The sequence below is a fragment of the Streptomyces griseoflavus genome, assembly GCF_014649995.1.
In the GTDB taxonomy this organism is placed as follows: Bacteria; Actinomycetota; Actinomycetes; order Streptomycetales; family Streptomycetaceae; genus Streptomyces; species Streptomyces griseoflavus.
In genome coordinates, this window is sequence record NZ_BMUC01000034.1 from 1 (window position 1) to 11,480 (window position 11,480).

The window sequence follows — 11,480 nt, forward strand, 5'->3', positions numbered from 1 at the left end:
GGCGGGGCCGCCCGCACATGCGACGGGACGGTGGCACGACTCCCGCGGAGAGCGGAGGAGCGGCGGCACGACTGCCCTCGGAGAGCCGGAACCGGGACCGCCCGCACAAGCGGCGGAGGGCTCGGCGTGGCACGACTGCCCGCGGACAAGGGACGGCGGGTGTGGACGTACTCGCCGACGGCGGGGAGGGGACGGGGCGGGGGTGGCCGCCCGCAGCGGCTGGCGCGTCCGCACCCTCGCCCCTGTCAGCGACACTCTCGCGCCAGTCCGAGGACGGACGCCCCCGACCCGGCCCCGCACCACCCACCCACCGCAGGCGCTACCCAAGCCCTCACCCAACGGAAAGCGGCGCCGCAGGCATACGACCGACCACCGCCGGGTGTCACTCCACCTGAGCCGAAGGCGCTACCCAAGCCCCCACCCCACGGACAGCGGCGCCGCAGGCATCCACCCACCACCCCGCAGCCGGACCACCCCACCGAGCCCCGAACTCACACAGCCGGGCGCAGGTGGACGATGTCCCCCGCGCCCACCGGTTCCTGCACACCCGCAGACGTCGCCAGGACAAGCCGCCCGTCGCCGTCCACCGCGACCGCCTCCCCCACCAGCGCCCGGTCGCCCGGCAACTCCGCCCGCACGGTCCGCCCCAGCGTCGCGCACCCCGCCGCGTACGTCTCCTGCAACCCGCACGCCCCCGCGTCCCCGCCCGCGGCCCGCCACCGCCCGTACCACTCCTCCAACGCCCGCAGCATCCCCCGCAACAGTGGGTCCCGGTCCGTGCTCACCGCCCCCGCCAGCGCCAGCGACCCCGCCGTCACCACCGGCAGCTCGTCGGCGCGCAGGCTGACGTTGATCCCGACCCCGACCACGACGCCCGCCTCCCCTGCGCCCTCCGCGAGGATCCCGCCGGCCTTGCGTTCGGCTCCGCCCACCGTCACCAGCACGTCGTTCGGCCACTTCAGTGCCGTGTCGACCCCGGCCGCCCGCGACAGCCCCGTGGCGACCGCCACGCCGGTCAGCAGCGGCAGCCACCCCCACCGGTCCAGCGGCACCTCGCGCGGAGTGAGCAGCACGGAGAAGAACAGACCGGACCGCGCCGGCGCGCTCCACTGCCGGTCCAGCCTCCCTCGCCCGGCGGTCTGTTCCTCGGCGACGCGGACCGCGCCCTCCCTCACCTCACCCGCCAGGGCCCGCGCCACCAGGTCGGAGTTCGTGGACCCCGTCCGCTGCACCACGTCCACCCGGGACCACAGCGCCCCCTCCCTCACCAGCCCTCGCCGCAAGGCGCTCGCGTTGAGCGGCGGCCGGTCCAAGTCGGACCAGCGGTTCCGGTTCGGCTCCTGCTCTGAGGCATCTCGCGGCGTCATGCAAGCCACCCTAGGTGTGGGAAACGCCGCACTGCCGAAGTGAAGGCCCCCCACTACGCTACGGATGAGTAACCGTCCCCCCTTTTGAGCAGGCAGGGAGCCGCATCCCGATGTCCGAGCCGGAAGAGCAGCAGCCTGACATTCACACGACCGCGGGCAAGCTCGCGGATCTTCAGCGTCGTATCGAAGAGGCGACGCACGCCGGCTCCGCACGCGCGGTCGAAAAGCAGCACGCCAAGGGCAAGCTGACGGCGCGTGAGCGGATCGATCTCCTGCTCGACGAGGGTTCCTTCGTCGAACTGGACGAGTTCGCCCGGCACCGCTCCACCAACTTCGGTCTCGACGCCAACCGCCCCTACGGCGACGGTGTCGTCACCGGCTACGGAACCGTCGACGGCCGCCCCGTGGCCGTCTTCTCGCAGGATTTCACCGTCTTCGGCGGAGCCCTCGGCGAGGTGTACGGCCAGAAGATCGTCAAGGTCATGGACTTCGCGCTGAAGACCGGCTGCCCGGTGATCGGCATCAACGACTCCGGCGGCGCCCGCATCCAGGAGGGCGTGGCCTCCCTCGGCGCGTACGGTGAGATCTTCCGCCGCAACACCCACGCCTCGGGCGTGATCCCGCAGATCAGCCTGGTCGTGGGCCCGTGCGCGGGCGGCGCGGTGTATTCCCCCGCGATCACCGACTTCACGATCATGGTCGATCAGACGTCGCACATGTTCATCACCGGACCGGACGTCATCAAGACGGTCACCGGCGAGGACGTCGGCTTCGAGGAGCTGGGCGGCGCCCGCACCCACAACTCGACCTCAGGCGTCGCCCACCACATGGCCGGCGACGAGAAGGACGCGATCGAGTACGTCAAGCAGCTCCTGTCCTACCTCCCGTCCAACAACCTCTCCGAGCCTCCCGCCTTCCCCGAGGAGGCGGACCTGACGATCACGGACGAGGACCGCGAACTCGACACGATCGTCCCGGACTCGGCGAACCAGCCGTACGACATGCACGCCGTCATCGAGCACGTCCTGGACGACGGTGAGTTCTTCGAGACGCAGCCGCTCTTCGCGCCGAACATCCTCACCGGCTACGGCCGTGTCGAGGGCCGCCCCGTCGGCATCGTGGCCAACCAGCCGATGCAGTTCGCCGGCTGCCTGGACATCACCGCCTCCGAGAAGGCGGCCCGCTTCGTCCGCACCTGCGACGCCTTCAACGTCCCGGTCATCACCTTCGTGGACGTCCCCGGCTTCCTGCCGGGCGTCGACCAGGAGCACGACGGCATCATCCGCCGCGGCGCCAAGCTGATCTTCGCCTACGCCGAGGCCACCGTCCCGCTCATCACGGTCATCACCCGCAAGGCGTTCGGCGGCGCGTACGACGTGATGGGCTCCAAGCACCTGGGCGCCGACCTCAACCTGGCCTGGCCGACCGCCCAGATCGCCGTGATGGGCGCGCAGGGCGCCGTCAACATCCTGCACCGCCGCTCGATCGCCGAGTCGGACGACGCGGACGCGACCCGCGCCCGGCTGATGCGGGAGTACGAGGACGCCCTCCTCAACCCCTACGTGGCGGCGGAGCGCGGCTACGTGGACGCGGTGATCATGCCGTCGGACACCCGCCGCCACATCGTCCGCGGGCTGCGCCAGCTGCGCACCAAGCGCGAGAGCCTGCCCCCGAAGAAGCACGGCAACATCCCCCTCTGAGGTTCGTCAAGGAGCTGCTGTGATCAAGGTTGTACGGGGCAACCCGACCCCGGAGGAGCTGGCCGCCGCACTGGCGGTGGTCCGGGCCCGCGCCGCGGCGGCGTCCGCCGTGCCGTCCGGCGCGCCCGCACCCCGCGACTCCTGGTCCGACCCGTCCCGCATCGCCGCGCACCACCTGCCCCGGCCGGGGCAGACGTCGTGGGCCCGGACCTACTGGCCGAGCTGACGACGACCGACGACGGACGACGGACGACGACGGACGACGGACGACGACGGACGACGGACGACGACGGACGACCACCGACAACGACCGACGACGACGACCGACGAAGCCCAACCCGGGGCGCGGCGCACCACGCACGGCGGGGAGTGCCGCGCCCGCCCCTACTTGAGTACGCGTACTCAGGCACGCTGACCTGCGAAGCCCCACGCTGGTTGCATGCTGTGGTCCGACCCCGACAACGAGCCGCCCGAAGACCTGCGGGACATGCAGGACATGCTGCGGCGGCTGGGCGTCCTCATGGCACTGGCCATGGTGCTCGCCATGATCGTGATCGGTGTGAGGTGAGGCGTCCGGGCGACGTCGATACGCTGACCGCATGACAGCTGACCAGCGCCGCCGCCTCGTGCTCGCCTCCCAGTCCCCCGCCCGGCTCGGGCTGCTCCGCCAGGCCGGACTGGCCCCCGAGGTGATCGTCAGCGGGGTCGACGAGGACGCCGTCACCGCCCCCACCCCCGCCGAACTGGCGCTCGCCCTGGCCGAGGCCAAGGCGTCCGTGGTCGCCGCGAAGCCGGAGGTCAAGGGCGCGCTGGTGATCGGCTGCGACTCGGTCCTCGACCTGGACGGCCGGGCCCTCGGCAAGCCCGCGGACGCCGAGGAGGCCACCGCGCGCTGGAAGGCGATGCGGGGCCGTGCCGGCACGCTCCAGACCGGCCACTGCGTCTACGACACGCTCAGCGGCCGGTACTCCTCGGCCACCGCTTCCACGGTCGTCCGTTTCGGTGATCCCTCGGACGAGGAGATCGCCGCCTACGTCGCCTCGGGCGAACCGCTGCATGTGGCCGGGGCGTTCACCCTGGACGGCCGGTCGGCGCCGTTCATCGACGGCATCGACGGCGACCACGGCAACGTGATCGGCATCAGCCTGCCCCTGGTGCGCCGTCTGCTGGCCGACCTGGGTGTCGGCATCACGGAGCTGTGGGCGCGGCCGGCGGAGTGACGGGAGGGCTGCCGGTGCCGCTCTCGGGAGCGGTGCCGGGTGCCCCGCCCTCGGCGCGGCCGTCGTAGGTCATCAGGAGCAGCACGATCAGCGCGAGTACGGCCACCATGAACAGGAACGCGGTCCAGCCGATCAGCCCCCAGGCGAACGCGCCCAGCAGGGCGTGCACCACCGCGGCGCTGACCAGCAGCACCTTGCCGGCCCCGGCCGGGGCGCGGTCGCGCAGCGCGACCAGCAGGGCCGTGAGGCCGCACAGGGCGAAGTAGAGCCCGAAGACGACTCCGCCGGCCTTCGAGGACACCGACATCATGTGCGGGTCGAGACCCGCCAGCGACATGTCCTGCCGGTCGACGACGACGCCCAGGAACCAGTTCACCGCCGCGATGCCGAGCGCCTCGGCGAACAGTACGAGCGCCACGGCCCACGCCACCGGTCTGCGCACCACCGGCCCCCACTCCCTTTCGAGCACGACTGCGGTTACCCCGAGTATGTTCGGGCCGACGCGAAGGCTACATGGGGGTCCCCCCAGCTCGTTGAGAGCCTGGGGGAGGGCAAACCTCGGTGCAAGGGTTCGGCGAGGGGCAAAGAATCGTTGGGCCATTCGTAGGGACTCGACAAAGAATCGAAGTGGGCCGCAGCACGCTCTCACAGAGACCTTGACCACATGGGGCCGCTAGGGTTTCCGGGAGGAATCCTGCGTACCTAGGTGCGACAAGGGATTTCGCGGGTGGAGCAAGCCTCGCATCACGCTCCGTGTGGGCAAGCTCACCACTGGGGACGGGTCGATGTGTCGTGTCGGCAGTCCCTAAACTCGGCTTGTTTCAAGGAGGGAGCCTCAAGTGCGCAAGGTGCTCATCGCCAACCGTGGCGAAATCGCTGTCCGCGTTGCCCGGGCCTGCCGGGATGCCGGAATCGCGAGCGTTGCCGTCTACGCCGACCCGGACCGGGACGCTCTGCATGTCCGCGCCGCGGATGAGGCGTTCGCCCTGGGCGGTGACACTCCGGCCACCAGTTACCTCGACATGGAGAAGGTGCTGAAGGCCGCGCGGGAGTCGGGCGCCGACGCCGTCCATCCCGGCTACGGCTTCCTCTCGGAGAACGCCGAGTTCGCGCAGGCGGTCCTGGACGCGGACCTGATCTGGATCGGTCCGCCCCCGCAGGCCATCCGCGACCTCGGCGACAAGGTCGCCGCCCGGCACATCGCCCAGCGCGCCGGCGCTCCCCTGGTGGCGGGCACGCCCGACCCGGTCTCGGGTGCCGACGAGGTCGTCGCGTTCGCGGAGCAGCACGGCCTGCCGATCGCCATCAAGGCCGCGTTCGGCGGTGGCGGACGCGGCCTGAAGGTCGCCCGCACCCTGGAGGAGGTGCCCGAGCTGTACGACTCCGCGGTGCGCGAGGCGGTGGCCGCGTTCGGCCGGGGCGAGTGCTTCGTGGAGCGGTACCTGGACAAGCCGCGGCACGTGGAGACGCAGTGCCTGGCCGACCGGCACGGCAACGTGGTGGTCGTGTCGACCCGTGACTGCTCACTCCAGCGGCGGCACCAGAAGCTCGTCGAGGAGGCCCCCGCGCCCTTCCTGTCGGACGCCCAGATGGAGGAGCTGTACTCCGCCTCCAAGGCCATCCTCAAGGAGGCCGGTTACGTCGGTGCCGGCACCGTGGAGTTCCTGGTCGGCCTCGACGGGACGATCTCCTTCCTGGAGGTCAACACGCGTCTGCAGGTCGAGCACCCCGTCACCGAGGAGGTCGCCGGCATCGACCTCGTCCGGGAGATGTTCCGCATCGCCGACGGCGAGGAGCTCGGCTACGGCGACCCGGAGCTGCGCGGCCACTCCTTCGAGTTCCGCATCAACGGCGAGGACCCGGGCCGGGGCTTCCTGCCCGCGCCCGGCACGGTCACGGTGTTCGCCCCGCCGTCCGGTCCGGGTGTGCGCCTGGACGCGGGCGTGGAGTCCGGCAGCGTCATCGGTCCGGCGTGGGACTCGCTGCTGGCGAAGCTGATCGTCACCGGCCGCACCCGCAAGGAGGCGCTGGAGCGGGCCGCGCGCGCCCTGGAGGAGTTCCAGGTCGAGGGCATGGCGACGGCGATCCCGTTCCACCGCGCGGTCGTCACCGACCCGGCGTTCGCTCCGGAACTCACCGGTTCGGCGGATCCGTTCACGGTGCACACGCGGTGGATCGAGACGGAGTTCGTCAACGAGATCAAGCCGTTCGCCGCGGCCGTGGACGCGGAGGCCGAGGAGGACGCGGGCCGCGAGACGGTGGTCGTCGAGGTCGGCGGCAAGCGCCTGGAGGTCTCGCTGCCGGCGTCGCTGGGCATGTCCCTGGCCCGTACGGGTCTGGCGGCCGGCGCGAAGCCGAAGCGGCGGGCGGCGAAGAAGTCCGGTCCGGTCGCCTCCGGTGACACCCTGGCCTCCCCGATGCAGGGCACGATCGTGAAGATCGCCGTGGAGGAGGGTCAGGAGGTCAAGGAGGGCGACCTGGTCGTCGTCCTGGAGGCCATGAAGATGGAGCAGCCCCTCAACGCGCACCGCTCGGGCACGGTCAAGGGCCTGAGCGCGGAGGTGGGCGCCTCGGTGACGTCCGGCGCGGCCATCTGCGAGATCAAGGACTGACCCGTCCTCCCCACCCGGGCCCGTGGGGGCCCGGGTGGACGCCGAGGTCACCGTACTGACGGAGAACCACGGCACGTCGTCGGGCGGGTGACCGGACCGGTCGGCCGGCTTCCGCCGTCGCGGCGTACGAGCCGGTCGTCGGAGTTCACCGTGGCCCGCCCGTGGTCGGCGCATCGGCCTGCCGCACCGGTGTGAGGGCGCCCCGACGTCGGGGCGCGCTCGCGCCGAGCGGCGACGGCGGCACGCGACGCCACCTCGGCCGAGGGCTCGGGCGGGCCGGCGTCACCGGGCCTCCCGGCCCGTCGACACCACGCGCCGGAACCACCGGCACCGTCCGCCCGGCAGACCCCCTCACCGCCTCCGGAGATCCGCCACCCGCGCCGCCCGCTCGGCGCCCTGTCCGTGGCCCTGCTCCGCCGCCGCTCCCAGTGCGACGGCCGTACGCAGTGCGGGCCCTTGCCGCCGCGGTCCGGGAAGCGGCACGTCCCGGCGCTGGCGGGCCGACGGCGGGCCCTCACCCCCCGCGCCCGCGGAACCCCCCGGCGACCCCGCGACGGCGATCTGCACGCCCTGGTCGGCGAGCGCCTGGAGTTCGGTGGCCGCCCGGTCGTCGTGCGCGGGAGGCTCGTCCGTCACCAGCCGGGTGATCAGATCCGTCGGCACGGTCTGGAACATCGTGTCCGTACCGAGTTTCGTGTGGTCCGCGAGGACCACCACCTCCGCCGCGGCCTGCACCAGCGCCCGGTCGACGGACGCCGACAGCATGTTGGACGTGGACAGTCCCCGCTCGGCGGTCAGCCCGCTGCCCGACAGGAAGGCCCGGGACACCCTCAGTCCCTGCAGGGACTGCTCGGCACCGCTGCCGACGAGGGCGTAGTTCGAACCGCGGAGCGTGCCGCCGGTCATCACGACCTCCACCCGGTTGGCATGGGCCAACGCCTGGGCGACCAGAAGGGAGTTGGTGACGACCGTCAGCCCGGGCACCCGGGCGAGCCGGCGGGCCAGCTCCTGCGTGGTGGTACCCGCGCCGACCACGATGGCCTCGCCCTCTTCCACGAAGTTCGCGGCGAGGTCGGCGATGGCGGTCTTCTCGGCGGTCGCGAGATGGGACTTCTGCGGGAATCCGGACTCTCGCGTGAAACCGCCCGGGAGTACCGCACCGCCGTGCCGGCGGTCGAGGAGTCCTTCTGCCTCCAGCGCGCGCACGTCCCGCCGTACGGTCACTTCGGAGGTCTGGACGACGCGGGCGAGTTCACGGAGCGACACCGCTCCGTTCGCTCGCACCATTTCGAGGATCAATTGGCGACGTTCTGCAGCGAACACGAAACTGACAGTAACGCCGACGACCGTCTGCTTTCAGCAGTTTGCGCTGAATAGCAGAAGTTGTTCGCACGGCCCCACACCAAGTGGTATAGGGCCGAGGCGGGACGACAACACCCCGTGACCGGCGGGGAACCGGCCCGCTCAGCCCTCCGCGCCGGCCTTCCGGGTGTGCAACTGCCGCGCCACTTCGGCGATCGACCCCGACAGCGAGGGGTACACGGTGAAGGCGTTCGCGATCTGTTCGACGGTCAGGTTGTTGTCGACCGCGATCGAGATGGGGTGGATGAGTTCCGAGGCGCGCGGCGCCACGACGACACCGCCCACCACGATGCCGGTGCCCGGCCGGCAGAAGATCTTGACGAAGCCGTCGCGGATGCCCTGCATCTTGGCGCGCGGGTTGCGCAGCAGCGGCAGCTTCACCACCCGGGCGTCGATCTTGCCGCCGTCGACGTCGGCCTGGGAGTAGCCGACGGTGGCGATCTCCGGGTCGGTGAACACGTTCGAGGAGACCGTCTTGAGGTTCAGCGGGGCGACCGCGTCACCGAGGAAGTGGTACATGGCGATACGGCCCTGCATCGCCGCCACCGAGGCGAGCGCGAAGACGCCGGTCACGTCACCGGCGGCGTAGACGCCGGGGGCCGTGGTCCGCGAGACCTTGTCGGTCCAGATGTGGCCCGAGTCCCGCAGCCTCACCCCGGCCTCCTCCAGGCCCATGCCCTCGGAGTTCGGGATGGCGCCCACGGCCATCAGACAGTGCGACCCGGTGATGACCCGCCCGTCGGCGAGGGTCACCTCCACCCGGTCCCCGACCCGCTTGGCGGACTGGGCGCGGGAGCGTGCCATGACGTTCATGCCGCGCCGCCGGAAGACGTCCTCCAGCACGGCGGCCGCGTCCGGGTCCTCTCCCGGCAGCACCCGGTCGCGCGAGGACACCAGCGTCACCCGTGACCCGAGCGCCTGGTAGGCACCGGCGAACTCGGCGCCCGTGACACCGGATCCGACCACGATGAGCTCCTCGGGGAGCTCATTGAGGTCGTAGACCTGCGTCCAGTTGAGGATCCGCTCGCCGTCGGGCCGGGCGTCCGGCAGCTCCCTCGGGTGGCCGCCCGTCGCGATGAGCACGGCGTCCGCGGTGAGCGTCTCCTCGCTCCCGTCCGCGGCGCGCACCACGACCTTGCGCGACCCGTCGAGCGCCTGCATGCCCTCGAGACGGCCGCGCCCGCGCATCACGCGCGCCCCGGCACGGGTCACGGACGCGGTGATGTCGTGCGACTGGGCCAGGGCGAGCCGCTTCACACGCCGGTTGACCTTGCCCAGGTCCACGCCCACGACCCGGGCGGCCTGCTCCATCGGCGGGGTGTCGTCGGCGACGATGATGCCCAGCTCCTCGTAGGAGGAGTCGAAGGTGGTCATCACCTCGGCCGTGGCGATGAGGGTCTTGGACGGCACGCAGTCGGTGAGCACCGACGCCCCGCCCAGGCCGTCGGCGTCGACGACGGTCACCTCCGCGCCGAGCTGAGCGGCGACCAGCGCCGCTTCGTATCCGCCGGGTCCGCCACCGATGATCACGATCCGAGTCACGTACTCCATTGTCCCGCACACTTCAGCGGGCGACCGCCCGGGGGCCGCAGCCGTGGCCCCGCTGTTACCGGAGTGACGCCCGTGCCCGCTGCCGTACCCTTCCCCCATGTCGCTCTACGCCGCGTACGCCGGCAACCTCGACGCGCGGCTGATGTCCCGCCGCGCCCCGCACTCGCCGCTGCGCGCCACCGGCTGGCTGAACGGGTGGCGGCTGACCTTCGGGGGCGAGCACATGGGCTGGGACGGGTCCCTCGCGACCCTCGTCGAGGACCCGCTCTCGCAGGTCTTCGTGGCCCTCTACGACATCGCCCCGATGGACGAGGAGTCGCTGGACGGCTGGGAGGGGGCGGGCGGCCTGGACCTCTACCGCCGCACCCGGGTCCGCGTCCACACCCTCGACGGGGAGGACCGGGCCTGGACCTACGTCCTGAACAGCTACGAGGGCGGCCTGCCCTCGGCCCGCTACCTGGGCGAGATCGCCGACGCGGCCGAGTCTGCGGGCGCACCCCACGACTACGTGATGGAACTGCGCAAGCGTCCCTGCTGACGTCCTTGGCGGAAAACGACAAGACAACGATCGCCAACCCGTCGCATCCAACATCTACGCGCGTAGGCGAATACCGGCTACCCTCATCGCGTGAACGCTTCTCTTCTTCCGGACGACATCCAGGGCGACCCCTACGCCGCAGCCGACGCCGCCGCCGCGCGCCTGCGCGCACTCTCGGGCGCCGAGACCCACGACGTCGCCCTCGTGATGGGCTCCGGCTGGGCCCCGGCCGTGGACGCCCTCGGTACGCCCGAGGCCGAGTTCCCGGTCACCGAGCTGCCCGGCTTCCCGCCGCCGGCGGTCGAGGGCCACGGAGGCAAGATCCGCTCGTACCGCGTCGGCACGAAGCGTGCCCTGGTCTTCCTGGGCCGCACCCACTACTACGAGGGCCGGGGAGTGGCGTCCGTCGCCCACGGCGTGCGTACGGCGGTGGCGGCGGGCGCCAAGACGATCGTCCTGACCAACGGCTGCGGCGGTCTGCGCGAGGGCATGCGCCCCGGCCAGCCGGTCCTGATCAGCGACCACATCAACCTCACCGCCACCTCCCCGATCGTCGGCGCGAACTTCGTCGACCTCACCGACCTGTACTCGCCGCGCCTGCGGGCGCTGTGCAAGGAGATCGACGCGAGCCTGGAGGAAGGGGTCTACGCCCAGTTCCCCGGCCCGCACTACGAGACCCCGGCGGAGATCCGCATGGCCCGGGTGATCGGGGCGGACCTGGTCGGCATGTCGACGGTCCTCGAGGCGATCGCCGCGCGGGAGGCGGGCGCGGAGGTGCTGGGCATCTCGCTGGTCACCAACCTCGCCGCGGGGATGACGGGTGAACCGCTGAACCACGAGGAGGTCCTGCAGGCGGGACGGGACTCGGCCGCGCGCATGGGTGCGCTGCTGACGCAGGTGCTGGGGCGCCTGTAGGCGCGTCGGAAGGGCTGGGGCCCGCCCCGACGTACCCGGCCTTCCAGGCGACCCGGGGGCCGTTCGCGCAGCCCGGCGCGAGCACCGTCCCGTACGTCCCGGACGTCTCCAGGGCGCCCGGCGCCGGTGCCGGCCGGTGGTGTCCGCGCAGCCCGGCGCCGACGGGGTGCCGTCGCGCCCACCCTCCCCCACTCCCGGCTTCGCTCGAGCGGGAG

General features: G+C 72.0%; 11 protein-coding genes. 7 read left to right on the forward strand and 4 right to left on the reverse strand.

Annotated features, from left to right (window positions below; all coding sequences use genetic code 11):
* Positions 1 to 491 precede the first annotated feature (491 nt).
* Positions 492 to 1,367, reverse strand: a complete 876-nt coding sequence (locus IE172_RS33935) for a biotin--[acetyl-CoA-carboxylase] ligase (RefSeq protein ID WP_190101220.1) — start codon at positions 1,365 to 1,367, stop codon at positions 492 to 494.
* 110 nt (positions 1,368 to 1,477) lie between these two features.
* Between IE172_RS33935 and IE172_RS33940 the strand changes: the two genes are divergently transcribed.
* The 4 genes from IE172_RS33940 to IE172_RS33950 all read left to right on the forward strand — a co-directional run bounded on the left by IE172_RS33940 (position 1,478) and on the right by IE172_RS33950 (position 4,287).
* Positions 1,478 to 3,067, forward strand: a complete 1,590-nt coding sequence (locus IE172_RS33940) for an acyl-CoA carboxylase subunit beta (RefSeq protein ID WP_190101221.1) — start codon at positions 1,478 to 1,480, stop codon at positions 3,065 to 3,067.
* Positions 3,068 to 3,086: 19 nt separating this feature from the next.
* Complete coding sequence (locus IE172_RS33945) at positions 3,087 to 3,293, forward strand: acyl-CoA carboxylase epsilon subunit (protein WP_190101222.1); 207 nt, start codon at positions 3,087 to 3,089, stop codon at positions 3,291 to 3,293.
* Between the two features lie 213 nt (positions 3,294 to 3,506).
* Complete coding sequence (gene mmpB / locus IE172_RS35220; RefSeq protein WP_268253500.1) at positions 3,507 to 3,635, forward strand: morphogenic membrane protein MmpB; 129 nt, start codon at positions 3,507 to 3,509, stop codon at positions 3,633 to 3,635.
* A gap of 31 nt (positions 3,636 to 3,666) precedes the next feature.
* Positions 3,667 to 4,287, forward strand: coding sequence for a Maf family protein (locus IE172_RS33950; RefSeq protein WP_190101223.1), 621 nt, complete (start codon positions 3,667 to 3,669; stop codon positions 4,285 to 4,287).
* On the opposite strand, the gene IE172_RS33955 is transcribed toward IE172_RS33950, so the two are convergent.
* Entirely contained in the window at positions 4,256 to 4,732 is a 477-nt protein-coding gene (locus IE172_RS33955) for a hypothetical protein (protein WP_190101224.1), read from the reverse strand. The genes IE172_RS33950 and IE172_RS33955 overlap by 32 nt on opposite strands.
* 394 nt (positions 4,733 to 5,126) lie before the next feature.
* Here IE172_RS33955 and IE172_RS33960 point away from each other — a divergent pair, with 394 nt between their 5' ends.
* The gene (locus IE172_RS33960; RefSeq protein WP_190101225.1) at positions 5,127 to 6,899 is read left to right on the forward strand and encodes an acetyl/propionyl/methylcrotonyl-CoA carboxylase subunit alpha; all 1,773 of its coding nucleotides are present in this window, start codon (positions 5,127 to 5,129) and stop codon (positions 6,897 to 6,899) included.
* Between the two features lie 351 nt (positions 6,900 to 7,250).
* Here the strand turns inward: IE172_RS33960 and IE172_RS33965 are convergent, their stop codons facing one another.
* Positions 7,251 to 8,222 (reverse strand): DeoR/GlpR family DNA-binding transcription regulator, encoded by a 972-nt coding sequence (locus IE172_RS33965; protein WP_190101226.1) that lies wholly within the window; start codon positions 8,220 to 8,222, stop codon positions 7,251 to 7,253.
* A gap of 141 nt (positions 8,223 to 8,363) precedes the next feature.
* A complete protein-coding gene (locus tag IE172_RS33970; protein ID WP_190101227.1) occupies positions 8,364 to 9,812 on the reverse strand; it encodes an NAD(P)H-quinone dehydrogenase in 1,449 nt (482 codons plus the stop codon).
* 97 nt (positions 9,813 to 9,909) lie between these two features.
* Here IE172_RS33970 and IE172_RS33975 point away from each other — a divergent pair, with 97 nt between their 5' ends.
* Positions 9,910 to 10,350, forward strand: coding sequence for a gamma-glutamylcyclotransferase family protein (locus IE172_RS33975; RefSeq protein WP_190101228.1), 441 nt, complete (start codon positions 9,910 to 9,912; stop codon positions 10,348 to 10,350).
* Between the two features lie 90 nt (positions 10,351 to 10,440).
* Positions 10,441 to 11,265, forward strand: a complete 825-nt coding sequence (locus tag IE172_RS33980; protein WP_190101229.1) for a purine-nucleoside phosphorylase — start codon at positions 10,441 to 10,443, stop codon at positions 11,263 to 11,265.
* The last annotated feature ends 215 nt before the right edge of the window (positions 11,266 to 11,480 follow it).

Coding starts and splice junctions, on each gene's coding strand:
- IE172_RS33975 (WP_190101228.1), top strand. CDS start 9,910: ATGTCGCTCTACGCCGCGTACGCCGGCAACCTCGACGCGCGGCTGATG.
- IE172_RS33970 (WP_190101227.1), bottom strand. CDS start 9,812: ATGGAGTACGTGACTCGGATCGTGATCATCGGTGGCGGACCCGGCGGA.
- mmpB (WP_268253500.1), top strand. CDS start 3,507: ATGCTGTGGTCCGACCCCGACAACGAGCCGCCCGAAGACCTGCGGGAC.
- IE172_RS33950 (WP_190101223.1), top strand. CDS start 3,667: ATGACAGCTGACCAGCGCCGCCGCCTCGTGCTCGCCTCCCAGTCCCCC.
- IE172_RS33935 (WP_190101220.1), bottom strand. CDS start 1,367: ATGACGCCGCGAGATGCCTCAGAGCAGGAGCCGAACCGGAACCGCTGG.
- IE172_RS33940 (WP_190101221.1), top strand. CDS start 1,478: ATGTCCGAGCCGGAAGAGCAGCAGCCTGACATTCACACGACCGCGGGC.